The 24030-nt window shown below is 67.5% G+C and carries 18 protein-coding genes; 4 read left to right on the forward strand and 14 right to left on the reverse strand.

The genetic code is table 11. The annotated features are described in order from the left end of the window. Positions 1-62 precede the first annotated feature (62 nt). Together FDA38_RS29745 and FDA38_RS43225 are read left to right on the forward strand one after the other, a co-directional pair. Positions 63-554, forward strand: coding sequence for a winged helix-turn-helix transcriptional regulator (locus tag FDA38_RS29745; protein WP_137257424.1), 492 nt, complete (start codon positions 63-65; stop codon positions 552-554). Between the two features lie 77 nt (positions 555-631). Continuing rightward, a complete protein-coding gene (locus tag FDA38_RS43225) occupies positions 632-1129 on the forward strand; it encodes an excalibur calcium-binding domain-containing protein (protein WP_233714992.1) in 498 nt (165 codons plus the stop codon). Here FDA38_RS43225 and FDA38_RS29755 read toward each other — a convergent pair. The 3 genes from FDA38_RS29755 to FDA38_RS29765 form a co-directional block, all read right to left on the reverse strand. Next, entirely contained in the window at positions 1060-1965 is a 906-nt protein-coding gene (locus FDA38_RS29755; RefSeq protein WP_137257425.1) for a hypothetical protein, read from the reverse strand. The genes FDA38_RS43225 and FDA38_RS29755 overlap by 70 nt on opposite strands. A gap of 18 nt (positions 1966-1983) precedes the next feature. Further along, entirely contained in the window at positions 1984-3435 is a 1452-nt protein-coding gene (locus FDA38_RS29760) for a tol-pal system YbgF family protein (RefSeq protein WP_137257426.1), read from the reverse strand. Between the two features lie 84 nt (positions 3436-3519). Next, positions 3520-4878, reverse strand: coding sequence for an NAD-dependent succinate-semialdehyde dehydrogenase (locus tag FDA38_RS29765; RefSeq protein WP_137257427.1), 1359 nt, complete (start codon positions 4876-4878; stop codon positions 3520-3522). A 125-nt stretch (positions 4879-5003) separates the two neighbouring features. Here FDA38_RS29765 and FDA38_RS43480 point away from each other — a divergent pair, with 125 nt between their 5' ends. Continuing rightward, positions 5004-7094 carry a M6 family metalloprotease domain-containing protein gene (locus FDA38_RS43480; RefSeq protein WP_267901771.1) on the forward strand — a complete coding sequence of 697 codons (2091 nt, stop codon included), beginning with the start codon at positions 5004-5006 and terminating at the stop codon, positions 7092-7094. Here the strand turns inward: FDA38_RS43480 and FDA38_RS29775 are convergent. The 5 genes from FDA38_RS29775 to FDA38_RS29795 are packed head-to-tail and all read right to left on the reverse strand — an operon-like array spanning position 7062 to position 12986. Next, complete coding sequence (locus FDA38_RS29775) at positions 7062-7700, reverse strand: histone deacetylase (RefSeq protein ID WP_137257429.1); 639 nt, start codon at positions 7698-7700, stop codon at positions 7062-7064. The two genes, FDA38_RS43480 and FDA38_RS29775, sit on opposite strands and share 33 nt — an antisense overlap. 9 nt (positions 7701-7709) lie before the next feature. Next, on the reverse strand, positions 7710-9296 hold the full coding sequence (locus FDA38_RS29780) for a peptide ligase PGM1-related protein (protein ID WP_137257430.1): 1587 nt from the start codon (positions 9294-9296) through the stop codon (positions 7710-7712). Next, on the reverse strand, positions 9293-10411 hold the full coding sequence (locus FDA38_RS29785) for a response regulator (protein ID WP_137257431.1): 1119 nt from the start codon (positions 10409-10411) through the stop codon (positions 9293-9295). The genes FDA38_RS29780 and FDA38_RS29785 overlap by 4 nt, the downstream gene beginning before the upstream one ends. Then, positions 10408-10794 (reverse strand): response regulator, encoded by a 387-nt coding sequence (locus FDA38_RS29790; protein WP_137257432.1) that lies wholly within the window; start codon positions 10792-10794, stop codon positions 10408-10410. Before FDA38_RS29790 ends, FDA38_RS29785 begins: the two co-directional genes overlap by 4 nt. Beyond that, on the reverse strand, positions 10791-12986 hold the full coding sequence (locus FDA38_RS29795; protein WP_170989917.1) for a GAF domain-containing protein: 2196 nt from the start codon (positions 12984-12986) through the stop codon (positions 10791-10793). Before FDA38_RS29795 ends, FDA38_RS29790 begins: the two co-directional genes overlap by 4 nt. A 200-nt stretch (positions 12987-13186) precedes the next feature. Here FDA38_RS29795 and FDA38_RS29800 point away from each other — a divergent pair, with 200 nt between their 5' ends. Continuing rightward, positions 13187-15214 (forward strand): phosphocholine-specific phospholipase C, encoded by a 2028-nt coding sequence (locus FDA38_RS29800; RefSeq protein WP_137257434.1) that lies wholly within the window; start codon positions 13187-13189, stop codon positions 15212-15214. 26 nt (positions 15215-15240) lie between these two features. Here the strand turns inward: FDA38_RS29800 and FDA38_RS29805 are convergent, their stop codons facing one another. The 6 genes from FDA38_RS29805 to FDA38_RS29830 form a co-directional block, all read right to left on the reverse strand. Next, complete coding sequence (locus FDA38_RS29805) at positions 15241-16128, reverse strand: ABC transporter ATP-binding protein (protein ID WP_137257435.1); 888 nt, start codon at positions 16126-16128, stop codon at positions 15241-15243. Then, positions 16125-16916: an ABC transporter ATP-binding protein gene (locus FDA38_RS29810; protein ID WP_233714993.1), complete on the reverse strand. Its 792-nt coding sequence runs from the start codon at positions 16914-16916 to the stop codon at positions 16125-16127. The genes FDA38_RS29805 and FDA38_RS29810 overlap by 4 nt, the downstream gene beginning before the upstream one ends. Before the next feature lie 22 nt (positions 16917-16938). Then, entirely contained in the window at positions 16939-17814 is an 876-nt protein-coding gene (locus FDA38_RS29815; protein ID WP_233714994.1) for an ABC transporter permease, read from the reverse strand. A 5-nt stretch (positions 17815-17819) separates the two neighbouring features. Beyond that, positions 17820-18914: an ABC transporter permease gene (locus FDA38_RS29820; protein WP_137257437.1), complete on the reverse strand. Its 1095-nt coding sequence runs from the start codon at positions 18912-18914 to the stop codon at positions 17820-17822. Further along, positions 18911-20650, reverse strand: coding sequence for an ABC transporter substrate-binding protein (locus FDA38_RS29825; protein ID WP_233714995.1), 1740 nt, complete (start codon positions 20648-20650; stop codon positions 18911-18913). Before FDA38_RS29825 ends, FDA38_RS29820 begins: the two co-directional genes overlap by 4 nt. 349 nt (positions 20651-20999) lie before the next feature. Next, positions 21000-24029, reverse strand: coding sequence for a sacsin N-terminal ATP-binding-like domain-containing protein (locus FDA38_RS29830; protein WP_137257439.1), 3030 nt, complete (start codon positions 24027-24029; stop codon positions 21000-21002). Position 24030 lies beyond the last annotated feature (1 nt).

A 24030-nucleotide genomic window follows, 5' to 3' on the forward strand; every position in this document is an offset into this window, starting at 1 on the left:
TCGAGCCTCACATCACCCAGCTGGGTCTGTCAACGAGACCTAGAGCTCACTACGATAGCCGGATGAGTGGCTTGACGACCTACAACGCGCTCGACTGGTCGGTGGCGAACTGCCCGATCGGCCGCACCATGGAGATCCTCGGCGAACGCTGGACGGTCATCGTGCTGCGCGAGGTGTTCAACGGCATCCGCCGGTTCGACGATCTGCGGGTCCGCACCGACATCCCCCGCCAGGTGCTGTCCAACCGGCTCGCCAAGCTCGTCGAGCACGGCATCCTCCGGCGGACGCCGTACCGCGAACCGGGCGCGCGGCAACGGTACGAGTACCGACTCACCGAGCAGGGCCTCGATCTGTACCCGGTCCTGATCGCGATCCGCGACTGGGGCGACAAGTACCTCGCCGGCCCCGAAGGTTCACCGCTCACGATCGAGCACCGCGACTGCGGAGCGCCCGTACACACCGAGCTGTACTGCGAGTCCGGTCACCGGTTGACGACGCCGCGCGACGCCGTACCGCGTCCCGGGCCGGGTGCCCGACGGCGGGCAAACGTATAAGACAAAGGGTTTTCGGTGGACAGGGCTGTTTCTTCGCGGCCCGCAGTGGTTAGGCTGCCATCCGGGGAGGACGGAAAGTGCGGCAGTTCAACACACCACCAGAGTGGCCTGATCCACCGACGCCGGATTGGCGACCGCCACGACGGTGGCAGCCACCCAAGTCCTGGCCGAAGGCGCCGGACCGTTGGGTGTTCTGGGTCGACGAATACGGCCGAGGGGTTCGCGGACCGATCGGGCGGTACGGCGGACCGCGGCGGATCACGACCGCGATCATGGTCGTCGTACCGACAGCGCTGATGGCGCTCGTGCTGCTGAACCCGTTCAGCAGCGACTCGGAGGACACTGCGCCCAGCCTCGGACCGACCGCACCGGTGACGCAGCCTCCGATCGAGCGCAGCGCGAAGCCGGCCCGCGCGGAACGCTCAGGCGTCGCAACGGTGACGTACCGGAGTTGTGCACAGGTCCGTGCGGCCGGGAAGGCGCCGCTGCGCCGCGGCGAACCGGGCTACTCCCGCGCGCTCGATCCCGACGGCGACGGGCTGGCCTGCCCGCCCGTCGTCCGTGGAAGCTCCTGACGGATCCCGTCGTTCCACAGCTCCTGCGTCTGACTGATCCAGAAGGCCGCGAACAGCACGATCAGCGTGCCCTCGATCCACAGCACCGCGTGCTCCCAGCCGAAGAGTTTCTTCCACAGGAACATCAGCAGCGGTACGACCACCATCAGGATCGCGATCACGGAGTACCTGTTGGCCGGCGAGTGCGGGACCGCGTGCTTGCGTTGCTTGCGCCGGAACTGCTCCGCGTTCAGCAGCACGACCGCGACGATGCAGACGAACATCACGATCGCGGCCGCGTAATGCGCGTGACCGATGAACCCGGAACGGTCGGCGAAGAACCATGCCAGCCCGCCGCCGAAGATCAGTACCGCGACGCCGAGGCCGAGCAGGTACATCGGCGTCCAGCCGCGCGGGTCCTTCGCCCGGTCCCGGACGATGAAGACCGCGGTCAGGATCAGGCACGGTACGCCGACGATGAACAACGCGAGCATGTTGTTCGAGACGTTGGCCGCCGCGTCCCCGAGCCCGACCTGCACCGAGTGGCACGTGCCCTGCCCCGGGGTCGGCACCAGCGCGACGGCCGGCGCGAGGATGCCGGCCACGTTCAGCAGGATGTCCTCCGGCTCGGTGTTGCCTTTCAGCACCACCATGCAGACGCCGATCGTGATCAGCGCGCCGACAAAGATCGCCCGCACCGGCGTGTAGTAGTACGCGCTGATCGACGTCTGCAGGCAGCGCGGATCGGTCTTGGACCACTCGATCACCAGCGCAGCGCCGAGCAGGACGATCATCGCCACCATTGCCATCCGCAAGTAGCGGTAGGTCTTGATCGAGTACTCACCCGGCACGGTCATGGTCGCAGTATGCGCGGTTCAGGGCCTGACGACGAGAGGTTGGAACGCAGCTCGGATCGTGGCCGCGGTCGGCCTCACGTCCTGCTCCGTATCGGGAAAACCGACGCCGTTGTAGGTCGTGTAGGTGATCGTCGCCGGACAGACCGACCCGCTGATCTGCAGCTTGCCGGTCCGGATCAGCCGCCCGGTGCGCAGCTCGTACACCCGGACCGGGACCTGGATCTTGTAGAACGTCACCCAGGTGTCCGATCCACCCGAGCCGATGAACGGCGTGTACCGGCACGTCCGCACCGCCGCCCCTTGGCTCTCCTCCCCCGCGCAGACAACCAGCGCGGCGTTGTCGGCCGTGGTCCCCTTCCACTGCGACGGCAGCTTGCTCGTGTATTCACTGGCGCCGGAGAACACCGCACGATTGACGCCGTTGCGAAGCCGCGGCGCGGGGCTGTACTTCGCGGGCGTCGAGCAGTATCCGCCGGACGAGACGAGCCTGCGCACCCGTGCCAGCTCAGCACGGATCTTCGCCTGCAGGATCAGATAGTTGGCGTTCTGTACGCCGACGCGCGCCCGGACCGCCTGCTTCGCGCGCGGGTAGCGGCTCACGAGGAGCTGGTAGGTGCTCCGCGCACTCGCCCAGTCGGTCTTGGCCATCTGTGCGTCGGCGCAGCCGAGCAGCGCGTTCGGCTCGAGCTTCGGGACGAGCGCATTCGGCCGGTCGAGGACGTTGCCGACCGGCTTCCGCGTCCGCAACCAGTTGGTCACCTCCAGACTCGCGCACGAGTCCTTCAACGGAAACCTGGCCACGAACTTGTCGACAGCGTTGCCCACAGGCGGCAGCTGGTTCGGGTCCGCAGCCACAGCCGACAGCTGGTCGAACCCCGCCTTCATCCTGGGTACGTCGACCAGCTTGATCGCGCTCGCCAGCCCGTCCGCGGCATCGTCGATCCGGTCGCACGCCGCGACATCACCCTCGACACGAACGGTCCGCGGCGCGTCCCCGATCCGATGCCCGAGACCGTACTTCGCTTGTGCCGTCCGTACGCCGTCGCAGTCCCCGGCCGTGCGTGCCGCCACCGCCTGCTTGTCGATCCGGTGCGCGTCGTACCGCTCGAACGCGACGCCGCCGAGCACGACGAGCGCGACACCGCCGGCGACCAGCCGCTTGGTGAGATTGACCGCCTGCAGGCGTTGACTACGGGCCAGGAACCAACCGTGGACGATCTGGAGTACGCCCCATCCGAGCAGGGCGAACTCGTAGCCGGTCTTCCGTTGGGTGCACAGCAGCACGACGAGGATCGCCGTACCGACGAGACCGAGGATGCCGAAGAGCCGGCGGCGGATCAGGAAGTAGCCGAGGCCGAGGAACGAAGCGTTGCCTAGGGCAACGGCCAGCGGGTCGTGCGGGCTGAGCTGCTTCGGCGGCGGTCCCGGGTACGGCGTACCTTGCGGGGGCGGAAACTGCTGGTAGCTCATATCCATCGCTCTCGGTTACGGGGCGTCACATCAAGTGTGAGCGAGATCCACCCGCGGTCGCACCCCGATGACCGGTTCCTGACATCAGAGCCGGATCGACTTCTTGTTCATGAACTCCTCGATGCCGGCCGGGCCGAGTTCGCGGCCGAGGCCGGAGCGTTTGATGCCGCCGAACGGGAGGTCGGCCTGTGATCCGCCGGCGCGATTGAGGTAGACCATGCCGGCGTCGATCTGGTCGGCGACACGGCGGTTGCGGTCGGGGTCGGTGCCCCAGACGGACGCGCCGAGACCGAACGGGGTGTCGTTGGCCAGCCGGATCGCATCGACTTCGTCGTCGGCCCTGAAGACGATGACGACCGGGCCGAAGATCTCCTCGTAGTACGCGTCCATGTCCGGGGCGACGTCGGTGAGGACGGTCGCCTCGAGGTACGCACCGGGCGTGATGCGGCGTCCGCCGGCGCGCAGCGTCGCGCCCTGCTCGATCGCCTTGGCGACCTGGGCGGCGACCTCGTCGGCGGCAGCGGTCGAGGCGAGCGGCGGGAGCTTCGTCGACGGGTCGGACGGGTCGCCGGGGACGTAGTACTCCGCGACGCGTTTGGTCAGGCGGTCGACGTACTCGTCGTAGATGTCGGCGAGGACGATCATCCGCTTCGGCGCGTTGCACGACTGGCCGCAGTTCCGCATCCGCGCGGTCGCGGTGGCGTTGACGGTCTCGTCCATGTCGTCGGTGTCGAGGATGACCAGCGGGTCGGAGCCGCCGAGCTCGAGCACGGTCTTCTTGAGATTCTTGCCGGCCTCGGCCGCGACCGAGATCCCGGCCTGCTCGCTACCGGTCAACGAGACGCCCGCGATCCGTGTGTCCGCAAGGATCCCGGGGATCTGCCGGCTCGATGCGAACGTGTTCACGTAGACGTCTGCCGGTACGCCGGCCGTGTGCAGGATCTCCTCGATCGCGCGCGCGGACCGCGGGCAGATCGAGGCGTGCTTGAGCAGGATCGTGTTGCCGAGCACGAGGTTCGGCGCGACGAACCGGGCGACCTGGTAGCACGGGAAGTTCCACGGCATGATCCCGAGCAGCGCGCCGATCGGGCCCTTCGTGATGACGGCCCGGCCGCCTTTGATGTCGATCGGCTCGTCCGCGAGCAAGGCCGGACCGTGCTCCGCGTAGTACCGGAAGATGTCGACGACAATGCCGACCTCGCCACGGCCCTCGTTGATCCGCTTGCCCATCTCCAGCGTCATGATCCGCGCCAACTCGTCGGCCCGCTCCTCGAACAGGTCCGCGGCCCGGTCCACGATCGCCGCCCGCTCATCCACCGGTCGACGTCGCCAGTCCGGGAAGGCGTCGTACACCCGCCCGATCGCCGCCCGCACCTCCTCCTCGGTCGAGTTGGCCACTTCCTCCACCAACTGCCCACTTGCCGGGTCGGTGACTGAGTACATCGCTTCCTCCATCCAGAGCCGGGACCTGCTCACCATACTGTATACAGTGAGCCGATCTGTTGTAGTCCGGCGTCTCAGCAGGCATGCTCGATGTTCCGCCCACTTCGTCGATCGGATGCCCGCCCGTGTCTGAGCAACGGAAAGTTCGTCGTGTCCTGCGGCTGGTTGCAGTGCTGGCCGCCGTCTCGGTGCCGTCGATGGCACTTGCGTCGCCCGGTGCGGCTCCCCCGGATCCTGCGAATGCCTGGCAGTACCCGCACTGGCCGCAGCAGCAGCCCTGGCAGCAGTCGGGGCCGGACTTGCGGGTCGCGAAGACGACGGCGACCGGGCTGCCGGGGCCGATCGACCCGCAGAACTGGGAGAACCCGGACCACATGACGTGGGACGACTACGTCAAACCGCCGGGGACGAACTGGGCCGACCCGAACGTCAAGGGTTCGGTCCGCACGTTCAAGGGCGCGCTGGTGCTGCTCGACTACCCGAACCAGGACTTCGTCATCACCAAGCCGAAGGGCTCGACCGTGTTCGGCAACCCGAGTGCGGCGGCGAACGGCGTACCGCGGGACCAGGTCCCGGCGTTCTACCACGACTTCTTGAACAAGCCCGAGCCGCTCAACCACGGGCACACGCTGCACGAGTATTGGATGGAGGACTCCGGCGGCCGGTACGGCGTCGACCTCACCGCGTTCGGCCCGTACCGGCTGCCGGGGAAGTCGCACGAGTACGGCATGGAGTTCCAGAGCCCGGCGGAGTGCCCGGCCGGCGACAACTGCGACCGCGACATCCGGACCGACGGCAAGGCCGCGTGGGTCGCCGACCAGGGGACCGAAGTGCCGGCCGGCTTCGACTTCGTGTTCTTCCTCAGCGCCGGGCAGGACGAATCGTCCACCTGGCAGGAGTTCGGGATGATGAAGTTCCCGACCAAGGAGGATGTCTCCGACGACTTCGGCCCGCCGGACCCGGCGCTGCCGAACTGGTCCGACACCCGGTACGTCGACTGGACGTCATGGGCCGCCGGCGCGTCGATCTGGCCGAACGCGGGCGGCGGCTCGTCAACGCAGGCGGAGAGCTCCGGGATGGGCGTGTTCGCCCACGAGTTCAGCCACATCCTCGGGATCGGCGACAACTACAACAACCCGTACAGCATCCCGGCCAGGCGCGACTACACCGGCCCGTGGGAGATGCTCAGTCGCGGCAGCTTCAACGGCCCGGGCGGTCCACACAGCCGCTGGATGATCCCGGCGACCGGCGGCGCCTCGATGGGCGCTCAACACATGCTGCGCAACAAGGTCAAGCTGCAGATGGTCGACGAGCAGAACGTACTGCGGTTGTCCCGCGAGGCGCTCGCGTCGTCAGGTGTCGTGATAGCGAACGTCACCGCGCGCAGCGTGAACCCCGGCGCGAAGGACCTGTCCGGCGTCAACGTCGAGCTCGGCGGCGCGGGCGATCTCGACGCGCCGTGCGACGTGAACACGGACCCGATGTGCGACGGCCGCGGGTACCAGAACTACACGGTCGAGGTGGTCGACCGGATGGGTACGGACTCGTTCACGCCCGATTCCGGCGTACTGCTGACGAAGACCAAGAACCAGGACCGGGCGCCGTTCGAGTGGGTGATCGACGCGAACCCGCAGGACATCAACCTGACCGACTACGTCCTGCCCGACGGCACGAAGGTCCCGATCACGATCGGCGACTACCGCCAGCTGTCGGACGCGCTCTTCCACGCCGGCACGAACTCCGGCAGCGAGTACGAGTACACCGACACCGCGAACCGCCTGCACTTCTACATCACCAACGTCCACCGCGACCGCAAGGGCGTGCTGTCGTACACGGTCGCGATCCGCTCGCTCGACGGCTCGGGCGCGCAGAAGCGCGGCGTACGCCTCCTGCCCACGGTCGCGAAGCCGGACCGCAGCGGCGTACAGACCTGCAACTTCCGCCTGACCAACACGGGCAAGGCCGGTACGACGTCCGGCCCCGAGGACATCACGCAGTACCTGAAGGGCGACGTCTACCGGCTGTCCGCCAAGGCCAACGGCTGGCCCGTCGCCCTCCCCAACGCCCTCGCGACCGCCAACGCCGGCCAGCAGGTAACCGTCCCCGTCTACACCAAGCCCGGCACCGGCCCGATCGGCAAGATCACCCTCACCGCCACCTCCGAAAGCGACCCGACCAAGACCTCAACCGCGACCTGCCTCGCCATCAAGCACTGACCGCAACGCGCCGGGCGTCCAACGTGACCTGACGCCCGGCGCCGCGAGCAGATAGTCGACCACGCGGTCGATCCCCCAGCCGTGCGCTTCCACCAGGCCGGTAGCGATCCAGCGCAGGTACGGCGCGGCCGGGGCGGAGGGCTCGAGGTCGGCCACGGTTCCGTGGGTGACGGTGAACATCGGTAGGCCGTCGCGTTCGCCGAGGCGGGCCACGGTCTCGTAGCGGCCCGGGCCCATCGTGTGGAGTGAGTCGACCATGGGCAGCAGGCCGGCGAGGTCCACGGCGAACTCGCCGCCGGGCTCGCGGCGCATCTCCTGGGCGGCGACGTCGCCGAGTTGGTCAGGTGTGAGGAGGTACGCGCGGCCGGCCACGATCCCGTCCGCGCTCGCGTCGTAGAAGGCGGAGCCGCCGCCCCAGACCTTCGACGTACCGGCGAAGACGAGGCCGCCGGGGAACTCGACGCCGGCGATCGCTTCCGGGTCGCTGTGGTCGCGGCAGCCCGGATAGACGCGTGCTCCGCCTTCGGGACGGCCTCCGGCCAGGTAGCAGCGGAACCGGTCGAGTGCGAGGTTGGATCCGTAGGCGACGTACCAAACTCGCTGCATGAAACCCCTTCAGAGCGGGAGCGGGCGTTCCGCGAAGGCCTGCTCGGCTTCGGCCAGCACGATCCGGGAAGCATCACGGTACCGGCGATCCGCGTCCGCCGGGCTGTCTCCCACCGCCGTCAGCCCGAGCCGGCCGCGCTCGGTCAGGCAGCTGATCATGTGGAACACGATCCCGACCTGCCGCGACTGGTCGAAGTGCAGCCCGTTGCGGGCGACGATGTCGAACAGGTCCGCCGGCCCGAGCCCGGTGAGCAGCTCCGACTCGAGGTGGTCCGTCGCGACCAGGTGCTTCTCCTGCCCACTCGGTGTCAGGAACAACGCCGTCTGCGGGTCGTAGCGCCCGTCGGTGAGGAACTGCAGCGTGAGGAACGGATGCGTCGTACCGCCCTTGCGCAGGTTGAGTTCGATCGCGTACGCCGACCAGCCGACCGCACCGCGGACCACGACGAAGTCGACCGCGAACCGCCCGAGCGCGCCCTCGTCCGCCAGCCGCTGCCCGATCACCGCCGCATGCTCGGTGATCATCCGCGCGTACTCCGGCGCCGCCGGGAACACACACCCGAGATAGCTCTGCCCACTCGCCCCGCCGAGCAGCTGATCGTGGGTCGACAGCAGCTCAACCTTCCCGCCGGGCACGACCCGCAGCTGGACACTCGGGCTGCGCAACTCGTCGCCGACGATCCGCTCCTCGACGATCCCACCGTTCTCCGCGAACTTCGCGATGTACACGTCGAACGGCGTCGTCACGGACTCCAGCTCCATCTCGCGAAGTCGCTGCAACACCTCGTCCCGCTCCCCCACCGCGCCGGGCGCCGGCAGCCCCTTCAACCGGACCACCGCATTACCTTCACCGGAAACGCCCTCGTTGAGCTTCACGATCACGCTGTCCATCGCCGGCCGCTCGGCCCGCATCGTCAGCAGCGCGTCAGCCAGATCGTCCAGACTCCGCAGGTCTTCCTTCCCCAGCGGATGCGGTACACCGAGCTCCCCGAACAACCGCCGGCACCCGGACTTCGACCCCAACGGCGCGAGCCGCGGATCAGCGGCGTACATCGGAATCCCGAGACTGATCGCGACATCCCGCTCGAGCTCGGTCGTGTTGTACGGAACCAGATGCGACCGCATCCGATTCGGAATCAGATCAGCAATCCGCTGCAACAACCGCGGCCGAGCCAACAACTTCTCACTCAGCGACACCGGCGACGCATCATCCACCGAGATCAACGACAACCGCGCCCGAGCATGACTCGGAATCACCCCCGGCAACAACGACAGGTAATACTCAATGATCTCCGGCGCGATCGGCATCGAAGTCACATAAACCATCCGCAACCGCGGCTCCCGCAACAAGATCAACAAAAACAAGAACCGCTCCTCGTACGCCTGCATCAAGGTCCCGGTCTCAGCCTCGGTCTTGTCGAGTGTCAGCGACGGTACGACGATCACCGACTCGTCGTCATAGTTGCGCCGCATCGCGTCCCACACGCCGGCCATCCGCTCCTGCAGCAGATCGAACCGCTCGTACCGCTCGGCCTCGGTCAACGCCGACAGCACGCGCTCCGTCCGGTCGGGCGCCGTCCACAGATCACCGGTCATGATGCAATCCTCGAGTTGTCGAGCCCACGGATGCTGTAGGCATGCACGGTCCGGCTGAAGCCGCGAACCTCCCGGAGTCCCGCGTCCTCGCCCAGGACCCCGTCCCCGGCGGCGCTGAAGACTCGTTCGGTCGCGAGGATCTGCCAGGGGTCGGCATCCGCGCACAGCCGGGCGGCGAGGTTGGTCACGCTGCCGATCGCCGCGTAGTCGAGTCGCCCGTCGAATCCGATCGTGCCCAGCGTCGCGTAGCCCTGCGCGGCCCCGATGCCCAGCGACAGATCGTGGCCGCGCCGGCTCCAGGCCTCGGCCAGTCCACGGACTCTGGTGCGCATCGCGACGCTCATCCGCAACGCACGCAGTGGACCGTCCTCGCACCGGACCGGATCGTTGAAGAACACCATCAGGCCGTCGCCGGCGAACCGCTCGAGCGTTCCCTCGAAGCGGAAGATCAGGTCACCGAGCGCGTGGTGGTACTCCTCGAGCACGCCCATCACCTCCTCCGGCTCGCTCGCCTCCGCGAACGTGGTGAAGCCACGCAGGTCACAGAACACGACGACGATCTCGCGCCGGTGACTGGCCAGGAACGACTCGTCGCCGGAATCGACGATCAGCTCGGCGAGTTGCGGACTGAGGAAGCGTCGCAGCCGGCCCATCCGCTGCAGCTGCGAGACCTGGTGCTCGACCCGCGACTCCAATTCCTGGTTCCATCCGGCCAGCTCGGTCGCCTGTCGTTTGATGGTGTCCTGGTACTGCTTGATCCGCGCAAGCGATGCGACCCTGGCCAGCAGCTCGCTCTGGTTGATCGGCTTTGTCAGGAAGTCGTCGGCACCGGCCTCGAGCGCCTTCACCTTCTGCTCGTCACCGCTGGCCGTCACCATCACCACCGGCAGGTACGCCGTGTCCACCTGGTCCCGGATCCGCCGGCACACCTCGTACCCGTCGATCCCCGGCATCAGAATGTCCAGCAGGACGAGATCGACGTCCTCGGCACCGATCCGTTCCAGCGCCTGCTCACCCGAGGACGCGGTCAGCACGTCGTACCCTCGCGGGCTGAGGATTGCCTCCAGCAACCGGACGTTCGGCGGCTGGTCGTCGACGACGAGGACTCTGGTCATGTCGTCGCACCGCCGAGTTGGAGAAAGTCGCGCACCTGCTGCGGCAGCCGGCGGATGCTGATCGGCTTCTCGACGTACCCGGTGAAGCCCGACTCGAACGCGTCGTGCCGGTCGTTGTCCATCGCGAACGCCGTCACCGCCACCACCGGTACGGCGTGCTCGCGCTCGCCGGCCCGGATCCGGCGCAGGGCCTCGGCGCCGTCTATCCCCGGCAGCTGCAGGTCCATCAGGATCAGATCGGGATGCTCGGACGCCGCGAGCCGCACCCCGTCCTCACCCGACGTCGCCTCGATCACCTCGTAGCCGGAGAACCGTAGTACGTCCCGCAGCAGTTTGAGATTCTTCGGATTGTCCTCCACCACCAGGATCCGGCCTGGATTCATCGATTCTCCCCCTCGTCGTGGGCGAGCGCTCCGACCGCCCGCAATGCCTGCAGCAACGCGTCCCGGCTGACCGGTTTGACCAGGTAGGCGGCCGCGCCGAGGGCCGCGCCGCGACCCCGTTCGTCGACGATCGACACGATGACCACCGGGATGTCGCGGGTCGCCTCCTCGGCCTTCAGTGCCTGCAGCACCGCCCATCCGTCGATCCCGGGCAGCCGGATGTCCAGCAGTACGGCGGCCGGCCGAACCCGTCGTACTGCGTCCAGCCCGGACTGACCGTCGCCCGCGACGGTGACCCGCACGACCGGGCCGGACAGGTACGCGGTGATCAGCTCGAGCGACGGCCTGTCGTCCTCGATCACCACGACGTCCGTGACCGCCCGGGCCGGATCCGGCCGGACCTCCTTCTCCCTGCTGCGCAAGGAGAATCCGAAGGTGCTCCCGACGCCGACCTCGCTCTCCAGCCACATCCGCCCGCCAAGCAGTTCGACGATCCGCCGCGAGAGCGTCAGGCCGAGCCCGGTCCCCTCCTCCCGGGACGGACCGCGACCTCCCTGTTGGAACGACTCGAAGATCCGCTCGCGATCCTCCGGAGGGATCCCGCGGCCGGTGTCGGTCACGGTGATGTGGACCTCGGCCCCGGACCGCGTCGCGCGGACCACGACCGAACCGCCGTCGTCGGTGAACTTGACGGCGTTCGTCATCAGGTTCAGCACCACCTGCTTCAGCCGGAGCTCGTCGGCGTACACCTCGTCGATGCCGGGTCCGATCTCGACCCGCAGCTCGAGACCGTGGACGGTCGCCCGCTCACGCAGCATCGCCACCGTGGTGTCGAGCAGCCGGCGCAGCGGGAACGTCGTGTACTCCAGCTCCATCCGGCCGGCTTCGACCTTCGACAGGTCGAGAATCTCGTTCAGCAGTTCGAGCAGGTGCTGGCCGGAGCCGTGGATGTCGCGCAGGTACTCCTCCTGCCGCTCGTTCAGATCCCCGAACATCCGCTCCAGCAGGACCTCGGAGAATCCCAGTACTGCGTTCAGCGGCGTACGCAGCTCGTGCGACATGCTCGCCAGGAATTCGGACTTGTGCCGGCTCGCCACCTCCAGCTCCGCACTCTGCTGCTTGAGCTCGCGGTACAGCTGGGCGTTGAGCAGCGCGAGGGTCGACTGATCGGCGAACATCTCCAGCAGCGCAAGCGTCTCTGCCGAGAACTCACCGGGCCGCTTGCGCCGTACGACGAGTGACCCGACGATCTGGCCCTCCCGCAAGAGAGGTACGGCGACGAGTGAGCGCCAGCCGGCGTCGTACAGGACGGCAAGGTGCGGATCGAGCTCGACCGCGCCGAGATCGGGGACCGCCAGCGGCCGGCCGAGCTTGGCGGCGCGACCGACCAGCGTCTCGTCGAGATGGATCCGGGTCGTCCGCAGCTGTTCGATCACGCCCGGGTCGGTCCGGTACACGCTACGCACCAGGAAGCACTGCTGGTCCTCGTCGTACTCCATGATCGAGCCGCCGTCGGTCGCCGAGATCCGGACCGCGTGCTTCGCGACGGTCGAGAGCACGTTGGAGACATCGAGGCTGGAGTTCACCGCCTCGCCGACCTCGCGCAGCGCCTCCAGCTCGCCGAGCTTGCGGGCCAGCTCGGCGCCGCGTGCCTCGAGCTGCTGGACCAGCTTCACGCTGTTGACCGCCATCGCGGCCTGGCCGGCGAAGGCGGTGACCAGGTCCTGCTCGCCCTGCCCGAACGGACTGACCTCGTTGCGCCAGACCGCCAGCGCACCGACCACCTCGTCGTCGATCAGCATCGGCGCACCCATCGTGGTCCGGAACCCGGCCATGCGTTGCAGATCCTGCCGTCCGAACGCAGGGTCAGCGAGAACGTCGGGGATCTGCTGCGTGGTGCGGTCGAGGCCGACCCGGCCGATCAGTGTCGTCCGGTCCAGCGGCGTCGGATGCTCGATCAGGTACTGGATCGTCACGTCCGTCAGACCTACTGCCTTGCTCAACTGGAAGTGGCCGTCTTCGAACAGGTACAGGTGAGCGGCTTGTGAGCGGCACAGGCGGCGGGCGCTCTCGACGATGGTTGTCAGGACGGTGTCCGGGTCTCCGGCCGAGCGGCCGACCGCGGACAGGACCTCGTTGGCCGCGGCGAACTGGTCGTTCAGCGCCGCGAGCTCCGCCTGGAGCCGTTCCACCCCGGATTCCCTGGCGCCGAAAAGCGCCCGCCCACCCATCGCAGCCTCCCCCAACCCCCAGGCCGCACTAGTCCAGTCTTGCGCCAAAGTGGAAAGCGAGCAATTCATCTTCCATCGTTTAAACGTTCAGATTAGGGTGCCTCCGTCGCAGTGCTGGTGATTCAGACTCCATCCGCCCCACCGCCTGTCAGGAGACTTGCATGCCAGACATCAATCGCCGGAGGTTCCTCCAACTGGCCGGAGCTTCGGCCGCGTTCGCCGCGATGGCGAACAGTATCGAGCAGGCGGCCGCCATCCCGGCGCACCGTCGGTACGGCACCATCCAGGACGTCGAGCACATCGTCGTCCTCATGCAGGAGAACCGGTCGTTCGACCACTATTTCGGCACGCTGAACGGTGTCCGCGGGTTCGGTGACCCGCGGCCGGTGACGTTGCCGAGCGGTCAGCCGGTGTGGCACCAGAAGAACGCGCTCGGCAAGGAGATCCTGCCGTTCCACCCGGACGCCGACGACCTGGGCATGCAGTTCATCCAGGACCTCGCCCACAGCTGGGGCGACGCGCACCAGGCCGTGAACGGCGGCAAGTACGACCAGTGGATCCCGGCGAAGACGTCGACCACGATGGCGTACCTGACCCGCGAGGACATCCCGTTCCACTACGCGCTCGCCGACAAGTTCACGCTCTGCGACGCGTACCACTGCTCGTTCATGGGCTCCACCGACCCGAACCGGTACTACATGTGGACCGGCTACACCGGGAACGACGGCACCGGCGGCGGCCCGGTCCTCGGCAACGACGAGGCCGGCTACGGCTGGACGACGTACCCCGAGCGGCTCGAGCAGGCCGGCGTCTCCTGGAAGATCTACCAGGACATCGGTGACGGCCTGGACGCGGCCGGCGGCTGGGGCTGGATCGACGACGCGTACCGCGGGAACTACGGCGACAACTCGCTGCTGTACTTCAACAACTACCGCAACGCCTCGGCCGGGAACCCGTTGTACGACAAGGCCCGCACCGGCACCAACGCGAAGGCCGGCGAGAGCCTCTTCGGGCAGCTCACCGCGGACGTGAAAGCGAACCGACTGCCGAAGATCTCCTGGATCGCGGCGCCCGAGGCGTTCACCGAGCACCCGAACTGGCCGGCCAACTACGGCGCCTGGTACATCTCCCAGGTCCTCGACGCGCTCACCTCGAACCCGGAGGTATGGAGCAAGACCGCGCTGTTCATCACGTACGACGAGAACGACGGCTTCTTCGACCACGTCGTACCGCCGTTCCCGCCGCTGTCCGCATCACAAGGCCTGTCTACGGTCGACCCCGGCCCGGACCTGTACACGGGTACGAAGGCCGCGCACGGCGCGTACGGTCTGGGCCAGCGGGTGCCGATGCTCGTCGTGTCGCCGTGGAGCACCGGCGGCTACACCTGCTCGGAGACGTTCGACCACACCTCGATCATCCGGTTCATGGAGTCGCGGTTCGGCGTCCACGAGCCGAACATCTCGCCGTGGCGCCGCGCGGTCTGCGGCGACCTGTCGTCCGCGTTCGACTTCGGTACGACGGCCACCCGGCCGGCCAAGCTTCCGGACACGACGTCGTACCAGCCGCCGGACAACAAGCGGCACCCGGACTACGTGCCGACGCCGCCCGCGGTCGGGCAGGTGCCGGTCCAGGAGCGCGGCTGCCGCCGTACCCGGCCGTTGCCCTACGCACCGGTCGTCGACGGAGCCGTTGCCGACGGCAAGTACAAGCTGACCTTCAGCTCCGGGCCGCACGCCGGCGCGCAGTTCCTGATCACGTCCGCGAACCGCACCGACGGCCCGTGGACGTACACCGCCGAGGCCGGCAAGACCGTCGCCGACAGCTGGAACCCGGTCTACTCCGGCGGCGTCACCGACCTCACCGTCCACGGCCCGAACGGCTTCCTCCGCACCTTCAAGGGCAAGCCCGCGACCGGCCTGGAGATCACCGCCCGCGACAAGGCCGGCAACCTCACCCTGACCATCACCTCCGACGCCGCCCGCCGGGTGACGATCAAGGACGCCTACACCGGCAAGAGCAAGAACCTCGACGTCCGCAAGGGCAAGACGACGTACACCGTCACCACCACCAGCCGCTGGTACGACATCTCGGTCACCACCACGACCGACACGACGTACCTGCGCCGCTACGCCGGCCACGTCGAAACCGGCGCCCCCGGCACCAGCGACCCGGCCATCAAGACGGCCTGAGCCCCCGGCCCGGAGGCCCCGATCCGCTAGATGATCGGGGCTTCCGGCTGGGTGGTGTCGGCGGGGGTGTTGTCGTCGAGGTGGTCGAGCTCGTCGACCTGGATGCGGGAAGTCCAGCGTTGGTCGGGGTCGGGTTGGGGGATCGAGTCGAGCAGGAGCTTCGTGTACGGATGGCTGGGCTCGTGCATGACCGTCGCGACCGAGCCGCGCTCGACGATCTGGCCCTTGGTGATGACCATGACCTCGCCGCCGAGGTAGTAGACCGTGGACAGGTCATGGGTGATGAACAGCGTGGTCATGCCGTGCTCGCGCTGGAAGTCGAGCAGGATGTCCAGGAAGTGCTTGCGGACCTGGGCGTCCAGCATCGACACCGGCTCATCGGCGATGATGAACGACGGGCGGAGCATGTGGACACGCGCCAGCATGATCCGCTGGCGCTGCCCGCCGGACAGCTGGTGCGGGTACCGCCCGAGCACGTTCTCCGGCTCCAGCCGGACGGCCTGCAGCGATTCCTCGATCAGCTCCAGGCCGGCCGCACGGGTGTCGGCCAGCTTGAACTTCTTGACCGCCTTCCACAACGCGCGATCCACCCGGTAGAACGGGTTGAAGATCGCGTACGGGTCCTGGAACACCGGCTGCACGTCGCGCCGGTAGGCGTCGTACTCCGCCCGGCTCAGCTTGAAGATGTCCTTCCCGCCGTACAGCACCGACCCGGCCGTCGGCTTCTGCAGGCCGAGGACGTTGCGGGCGATCGTGCTCTTCCCGCTGCCGCTCTGACCGACCAGGCTGACGATCTGCGGCGGTGACGCGAGCAGGCTGAAGCTGACGTCGTCGACCGCGGTCACGTAGCCGTCGGCGACCCCACGGGCGTGGAATCGTTGCTGTACGCCACGAAGTTCGAGCTCGGACTTCACGATGCCTTCCTTCCCAAGCGCGGGATCGACTCGATCAGCTGCCGGGTGTAGGGATCCTGCGGATCCTTGAACACCTGGCGTACGCCGCCGACCTCGACCAGCCTGCCCTCGTACATCACCGCGACCCGGTCCGCGAGCTGCGCGTGCACACCCATGTCGTGCGAGATCACCATCAGCGTCACGCCGAAATCGGTACGCAGGTCGGCGAGCGACTGCAGGATCACCCGCTGGATCGTCACGTCGAGCGCGGTGGTCGGCTCGTCCGCGATCACCAGGTCGGGTTCGAGCGCGACCGCGATCGCCATCAGCACCCGCTGCTTCATCCCACCGGACAGCTCGTGCGGATACATCCGGGCGACCCGTGGCTCCAGGCCGACCTGCGCGAGCAGCCGCGGGATCATGTCGCCGACCGCTTCCTTGCGGTTCGGTGCGTGCTCGACGATCACGTCCTTGAACTGGTCGTGCACCCGCATCACCGGGTTCAGCGAGCTCATCGATCCCTGTGGGAGATACGAGAGCGCGCTCCACCGCAGTACCCGGAGCTCTTCGCCCTGCACCTTCAGCAGGTCCACCGGCGATCGTCCGGCGGGATGGAACATCACCGAGCCGCCGGTCACCTTGCCCGGCGCCTTCAGGAGCCGGAGCAGTGCGACCGCGAGCGTGCTCTTCCCGCTGCCCGACTCGCCCGCGATCCCGAGGATCTCGCCGCGGCGGACGTCGAGGTCGATCGCGCGAACCGCCTGCACATCGCCGCGGTTCGTGGAGTAGACGACCTCGAGACCCTTCACTTCCAGAACATTGGCTGGCACGTTATTCACCGGCCACTCCCCTCAGCCGCGGGTTGTAGACCTCTTCGAGGCCGATGTTCACCATGTTCAGCGCCGCGAACAGCAACGTCAGCAGTCCGACCGGTACGACGAACATCGGCCAGGCTCCCAGCGTCAGCGCACCGGTGCTGATCGCGCTGTAGATGATCTGACCGAGGTCGATCACGCCACCGGGCCCGAGCCCGATGATCTCCAGACCGACCAGCCCGAAGATCGCGCCGAGTGCCGAGGACGCGAACCCGACGCCGATGAACGGCAGCAGGTTCGGCAGCAGCTCAGTGGTGATGATCTCCAGGTCGCGGGCCTTGCTCACCCGGGCCAGATCGACGTACGGCCGGGTCCGCAGGCTCAGCACCTGGGAGCGGATCGTCTTCGCGGCGAACGGCCACGCGAAGATCGAGATCATCACGCCGACTTGGAACAGGCTGACGTTCTTCGCGTACGCCGAGAGCGCGATCAGCAACGGGAACGTCGGGATGACCAGCAGGATGCCGGTGAACGTGGAGAGGATCCCGTCGATCCAGCCGCCCTTGTACCCGGCCACGAACGCCACGATCACGCCCACGACCGTCGAGATGACACCGGCGATCGCTCCGATCTGCAGCGAGACGGCCAGCGCCTTCACCACCATCGCGAACACGTCCCGGCCGAACTGGTCGGTGCCGAGCAGGTGCCCCGGCCCGGGCACCAGCCACTTGTCGTACGCCGCCAACTCGATCGGGTCCTGGCCGCCGCCGATCGCCTTCGCGATCAACGGGCTGAACAGCGCGAGCAGGACCAGCACCCCGAGGATGACCAGTCCGGTCGCCAGCCGCCGGCTGTTCCGGATCGTCCGCAGTACTGCCGTCAGGATTCTCATCGTCATCACTTCCAGTACTTGACCCGCGGGTCAAGCAGCGGGAGCAGGAGGTCGAGGAGCAGGACGGCGGTCAGCACCGAGAAGATCGCCATGTCGGTGACGCCGAGGATCGTGTTGAAGTCGAGCTGCTGGATCGCGGTCACCAGCGTGGTCCCGAGACCCGGATAGTTGAACAGCTGCTCGACCAGCACGTTGCCGTTGAAGATGAAGCCGAGCGAGATCCCGAACGCGGTGATCTGCGGCAGGTAGCAGTTCCGCAGTGCGTACCGGGTCAGGATCCGCCAGCTCTTCAGGCCCTTCGCCTCGGCGTACACCAGGTAGTCCTCGCCGAGAATCGGAACCATCAGCATCCGGGTGGACAGGATCCAGCTGAACGTCCCGATCACCACGATGGACAGACCGGGCAACAATCCGTACTTCAGCACACTGCCGATGAACTCGAGACTGATCGCCGGTTCGATGTTCGAGTCGTACGCCGATCTGGCCGGCAGTAACCCCATCGAGTACGAGAAGATGTACACCAGGATCAGGGCGACGAAGAAGTACGGCACGTGCGACAGCGCGATCGACAGGTTGGTCGCGATCGCCGAGCCGAGCTTGCCGCGTCGCCAGCCGGCGATCGCGCCGATCAGCACACCGAGGATCCAGGCCAGCACCGAGGAGATGCCGAGCAGGCCGATCGTCCACGGCAACGCCCGCAGGATCACGGTCTGGGCCGGCGTCGGGTAGTTGATCAGGCTCGGCCCCAGATCGCCGTGCAGGACCAGCTTCTCCATGTACACGACGTACTGGGTCAGCAGGTTCCCGTCCAGGCCGAACTCGTGCTTGTAGCGGGCGATGATCTCGGCGCTCGCCTGGGCGTTGTAGATGTAGTTCTGCTGCAGCGTCTGGATCAGCGTCTGGATCGGGTCACCCGGCATCAGCCGGAAGAAGAAGAACGCGATCGTCAGCGCGCCCCACAGCTCGATCAGGTACAACCCGAACCGGCGGAGCGCGTACGCCGCCAGCGGATGCCGCGACAGCCAGGCCCGCACCCCCGAGACGGGTGCGGAGTCCTGGCTCTTGTCGACAGCGACCGCAGGCGGGGCTTCCGCCGTCACGCCGGTCCCTTCTGCCCGGTGGGCTCGATCTTGCCCAGCACGAAGATGAAGTGCTGCCACCAGTTCAACGGCACTTCGTACAGGTCGTCGTCGGTCGGCCAGCCCTTCCAGAACGTGGTGTTGAAGTACGACGGGTAGCCGGTCTGGATCACCGACAGCATCGGCAGGTCCTGGAAGTAGATCTCCAGCGCCTGGTTCAGCAGCGGCTTGGCCTCTTCGCTGTTCGGGTCGAGCTGGGCGAGCTTCTCCGAGATCGCGTCGAACTTCGGGTTCCGGTACCGCAGCTTGTTCTTACCGGCCGCGTTCTTGCCGACCGGCTGGTACTTGTCGCTGGTCCAGTCCGAGTACAGCTGCTCGGGGTCGATCGCGATACCGGCCCAGCTCGAGTCGATGTCGTACTGACCGCGCTGGAACTTCTCGTCGTGCACGTTGCCGGCCAGGCTGCGCAGGGTGGCCGGGACGCCGACCTTGGCGAGCTCGGTCTTCAGCACGTTCGCGATCGCGTACTCACCGCCGTCGACCGGCGAGGGCGTGATGATCTCGAGGTTGATCTCCTTGCCCTTGTACGTCCGCTTGCCGGCGGCGTTCTTCGGCGCGATCTCGTCGAGCAGCTGGGTCGCCTTGTCCGGGTTGAACTCGAACTTGTACTTGTTCGCCAGCTCGTCGTTCTTCCACTTGTCGTTGGTCGGGTAGTCCGCCCACGGGTACTGCGCCGGCGGCACCGGGACCGGCCAGATCGACTTGCCGATCTTCTCCCGGTCGAGGCAGTAGTTGATCGCCCAGCGCATCTTCGGCTCCGAGATGACGCCCCGCGACGGGTCGCAGTTCAGCCACAGCACCCGTGGGTTCGGGTCGTGGAACTGCGTTGTCTGCAAGGCCGGGTAGCCGGTGTTGCGCAGCTGCTTGGCGTGCTGCTCGTCCACCGAGCCGACGTCGAACTCCGCGCGCTCGAACGCCAGCGACGCCTGGTCGAGCTGCTTCGACGTGCTCTGGTAGACGACGTACTGCGGCTTGACGTCGAGCTTGTCCTTGTTCCAGTAGTTCGGGTCCTTCTCCCAGATGAACATCTTCTGGTTCCGGATCGCCTGCTTCAGCTTGTACGGACCGCTGTGCACCGGCGGGTTGTCCTTGAACTTCGTCGGGTCCTGCGACTTCCAGATGTGCTCGGGCATGATCCCGAGCGGCGGACCCGCGATCGCGGAGATGAAGTTGTAGTGGAACCGCGGTCCCGGCTTCAGCATTTTGACCACGGCGGTCTGCGCGTCCGGAACCTCGATGTCCTTGACGAACTCCTTCAGCTCACCGCCGCCGCCGAACAGATCGGGCCGGTCGCGCAGCAGCAGCATCGTGAACTTGAAGTCGGCCGCCCCCAGCGGCTGTCCGTCGTTCCAGTGCGCCTTCGGGTCGAACTTGAAGGTGACCTCGGTGTGGTCGTCGTTGTACTTGTACTCGGTCGCCAGCCAGGGACGCATCTCACCGGTGGCGAAACTCAAGTAGAACAACGGCTCCGTGCTCAGCTCCACGCCGGCGCCCGAGGGCGAACCGTTCGGGATCATCCCGTTGAAGCTGTCGAAGACGGTGTACTCGACCTGGCCGACGATCACCGACTGATCCCGCGGGACCGGGATGTTGGCCTTGCCGATCTGGATCGACTTGGTCGCGACCGGCTTGTTGTTGTTGGCTGGCTTGTCGGAGTACGAGCCTCCGCCGGAGCAGGCCGCGAGGAAGGCCGTCATCGCAGCCGCGGCACCTCCTCCGACCAGACTCCGTCGACTTAGCTGGTACCGGACGACATCTTGGACGTCTTCGAATTGGGGCCGCGGCGCTTCGTTCATGACGAAAGTCACCTCCGTTTCCGTTGCGCGGACAGGCTCATCACCGACCGAGAGGTGCCACGGACTATAAGTAGCGTTGACAACGTTGGCAAGAGTTCGTTGCCACGTTGGAAATATGACGTCATATCCGCAGATCAGTCGATATACCAACCTTTGACAACGTTGGTTCGCTCTGCGTGACGCCCGGAGGCGGAAACGCTTCCAAAGATGGTCACAGGGCGTGCAGATTCGGCCCGGCGGCCGATTCCGGTCAGTCGTAGACGGCGTCGACCAGAAGTTCGGTACTGCGGTCCGGTTCGTTGAGAACCGCGCGGATCACGTGCCGCCGGTCCCACCGGCCGGCCGACCACGCCAGCGCCTTCGCGAGGCCGTCGAAGGTTGCCGCGTGCGGGGCGCCGTCGGCGTCCACCCACCACGAGACCTCGACGCCGTCGACGGTGAGCTCCTCGTGCTCCCACCACGTCGCCGGCACCTCGGGAACGAGTTCACGAACGATCGGCGGTACGTCGGCCGCCGTACCCTCGCCGTCGATCTTGCCCTCGGCAATCTCCTGCGCCATCGGTACGTCGAGGAGGTCGCTCAGGCCGTCGGCGGCCGCTCCCGAGCCGATCACGAACCCGCCGAGGTCCTCCCGCTGGACCCACATCGGGCCGTCGATCACGACAGCCTGATCCGCGTCGATCACGCGGGTCGCGCCGTCGGCGTCCAGTACGCGGGTTTGCTCCGGCGCATCGCCGGGGAACAGGGCGAGGGTGCCGAGCCGGGTCCAGAGGCGGAGGATCGAAGCGGCGTCGACGTCGCGCTCCGGGTCGGCCAGTCGGTCGAGGACCAGGCTGATGCCGTCGGCATCGAGGTCGCCGACGTCGCGGACCAGACCGACCGCTGTGCGGACCTCTGGATCGAGATCGGTCGTCCAAGTGGGTGCTTCGTCGAGGAAGGTGGCGAGCACCGGTTCGGCTTCGGGATCGGCGCGTCCGGCGAGCGGTTCGCCGTCGTCGAGCAGGACGTGCTCGCGGATCCACCAGGCGGCGTACGACGGAACGCCGAGCGGGCGGTCGTCGGGGCCGACGATGCGGACCTGGGTGACGAGGGCGCGGCGGAGATCGGGCTCGGAACCGATGATTTGCAGGGCTTTCGGCCAGTTGTCGTCGGTGATCCAGTCGAGGTCGCGGATCGCCTCGAGTTCGCCGACGGTCGCGCCATACCGGGAGCCGTCGGGGGCTACGTCGTACGCCCAGTCCTCGATCGCGTCGAGGTCCTGGACGGATTCGGGGAGTTGGTCGAGTGCGACATCGGACGCCGCGACGACGCCGAGGGTCGCGAGGACGCCGACGGATTCGAGGGCAGGTAGGCCGTAGCGATCGAGGACCTCGCGGGCGATGGGTGCGACCTCGTCGGGGTCGAGGATGGCTTGTGCGTCAGAACCCTCGACAACCAAGGCGTTTGCGGGGACGAGCTCGCCTTCGGCGTCGCGCAGTACGAGGTCGTTGAGCCACCAGAGGCCTTCGGCTTGGGCTGGGTCGGCGGCGACGAGGCTGAGTACGGCGTGGGCTACTGCGTCGGGGTCGTCTGCGTCGGCGGAATGCTCGACGGCGGTGCGGACGGAGCTGTCCTCGAGGAGGGATCGCGGGGTGGCTGGGATGGCGCCGAGGCGTTCGAGGGCGGGGTCCACGGCGTCGGGGTGGACGACGCGGACGCCGTACTCACCGAAGGCGGCGAGGATGTCGACGGGGATCTCAGGGCCGGGGAGCAGGAGACCGCGGGCGCCTCGGACCAGGCGGCCGTCGGCTAGCGGGACTGGGAGGGTGCCGAGAGATTCGCGGATGAGCGGGTCGGTGACCATGGTGGTGAGGGAGCTGTAGAGGTGGCGCCACCAGGCCGGTGGCTCGTCTCCGCCGAGCTGATCCACCACTTCGGCTAGCTCCAGACGCCTTACCTGCAAGGCATCCAGTGCCAGGCGATCCTCTCGGCGTGCGGCGATCAGGCCTGGGACGATCGGTGCGAGGACGGTGTTGAAGGCATCGTCGGCGCCTTCCACCACCACGGCATCCCGGGGTCGCAGTACGCCGTCCTCGACTGCGTGGAGGAGCTCCACGCCGGGTAGCACCTGGAGGATCTCGTCGCGTAGCACCCGATCGAGCGCTCCCGCGGCAAGCCCGGTAGGCACCAGGTGCAGCACGGTGTCGCCGTCGGCAACTCTCGCCCGCAGCAGCTCGCCGTACGCCGCCGCCGCTTCGTTCACGAGCCGGTCGGTCAACGGGCCTTTGGCTACATGCCGTCGCGTCGAGTCGAGCGGGAAGCTTGCCAACAGCAACGCTCCGAGCGAGAGCGGCTCGTCTGTCGGGGTGGGGGCATGAATAACAGTTGGTGTGTCAGTGGCGGGAAAGCGGGGCAGCGCCCAGACGACCGACCAGCTGGGGCGGGAGCGCTCCTCTGTTGGGCGGTCGGCCAAGAGCTGGTCGCGTTCTGCAGTGGTGAAGGTGCCGGATACGCGGTGGATGTGCCAGCGGGACTCGACGTCCTGCAGGACTCGATGGTCGTCGGCGGTTTCGATCTCGATGCGCTCGAGACCGGGGAGGGCGAGCAGGAGCGCGTCGTCGGCTTCGGCCAGCAGTCGACGGACGAGGGCCGCCGCAGCCTCGTCGCGAAGCGGGAGGATGACCGCGGTGTCGTAGCCGGCGGGTGGTTCGCCATCGGCTTCGAACGGCAACCGCAACACAGGCACCTGCCCATCCCGCCGCCGCACCTCGGTGTCGAGCTCCCCCGCAAGCCCCGCAATCGCATCCGCCGTATCCGCCTTCGAGAACCGCACCCCACCGCTCCGAGACAGCACAACCGGCTCATCCGTCACCGCCAGCACTGCAGAAAACCCAACCCCGAACCGCCCAACCGTCAAGACACCAGCCTGCCCACCACCGACCTCCGCCGGGGACGACGCGGGGGCCGAGGGCGCCCCTTCCTCCCCGGCCGGATCGGCTCGCTTGGCTGAGGCGCGGAGGGTTGCCAGTGACTGCACGCCTTCGGCGTCGAGCGGGGCGCCGGTGTTGGCTACGACCAGCGTGTTGTTCCTGAATTCGAACAACACGCGACCTCGTACCCCGGCCCGCGCGGCCGCGTCGGCGGCGTTCTGGGCGAGTTCGACGACCAGGCGGTCGACGTACCCGCCCAGCGCCAGTTCCTCCTCGGCGTTCGCGTCTTCGCGGAAGCGCACGGGTGCGGCCGCCCATCCGGCCAGCACTCGCTCGCGGACTCCCGCCGTACCGAACACGTCATCAGTCACC

This window comes from Kribbella jiaozuonensis (genome assembly GCF_005233875.1).
Taxonomy (GTDB): domain Bacteria; phylum Actinomycetota; class Actinomycetes; order Propionibacteriales; family Kribbellaceae; genus Kribbella; species Kribbella jiaozuonensis.

Coding starts and splice junctions, on each gene's coding strand:
- FDA38_RS29745 (WP_137257424.1), top strand. CDS start 63: ATGAGTGGCTTGACGACCTACAACGCGCTCGACTGGTCGGTGGCGAAC.
- FDA38_RS29755 (WP_137257425.1), bottom strand. CDS start 1,965: ATGACCGTGCCGGGTGAGTACTCGATCAAGACCTACCGCTACTTGCGG.
- FDA38_RS29760 (WP_137257426.1), bottom strand. CDS start 3,435: ATGAGCTACCAGCAGTTTCCGCCCCCGCAAGGTACGCCGTACCCGGGA.
- FDA38_RS29765 (WP_137257427.1), bottom strand. CDS start 4,878: ATGTACTCAGTCACCGACCCGGCAAGTGGGCAGTTGGTGGAGGAAGTG.
- FDA38_RS29775 (WP_137257429.1), bottom strand. CDS start 7,700: ATGCAGCGAGTTTGGTACGTCGCCTACGGATCCAACCTCGCACTCGAC.
- FDA38_RS29780 (WP_137257430.1), bottom strand. CDS start 9,296: ATGACCGGTGATCTGTGGACGGCGCCCGACCGGACGGAGCGCGTGCTG.
- FDA38_RS29785 (WP_137257431.1), bottom strand. CDS start 10,411: ATGACCAGAGTCCTCGTCGTCGACGACCAGCCGCCGAACGTCCGGTTG.
- FDA38_RS29790 (WP_137257432.1), bottom strand. CDS start 10,794: ATGAATCCAGGCCGGATCCTGGTGGTGGAGGACAATCCGAAGAATCTC.
- FDA38_RS29800 (WP_137257434.1), top strand. CDS start 13,187: ATGCCAGACATCAATCGCCGGAGGTTCCTCCAACTGGCCGGAGCTTCG.
- FDA38_RS29815 (WP_233714994.1), bottom strand. CDS start 17,814: ATGAGAATCCTGACGGCAGTACTGCGGACGATCCGGAACAGCCGGCGG.
- FDA38_RS29825 (WP_233714995.1), bottom strand. CDS start 20,650: ATGACGGCCTTCCTCGCGGCCTGCTCCGGCGGAGGCTCGTACTCCGAC.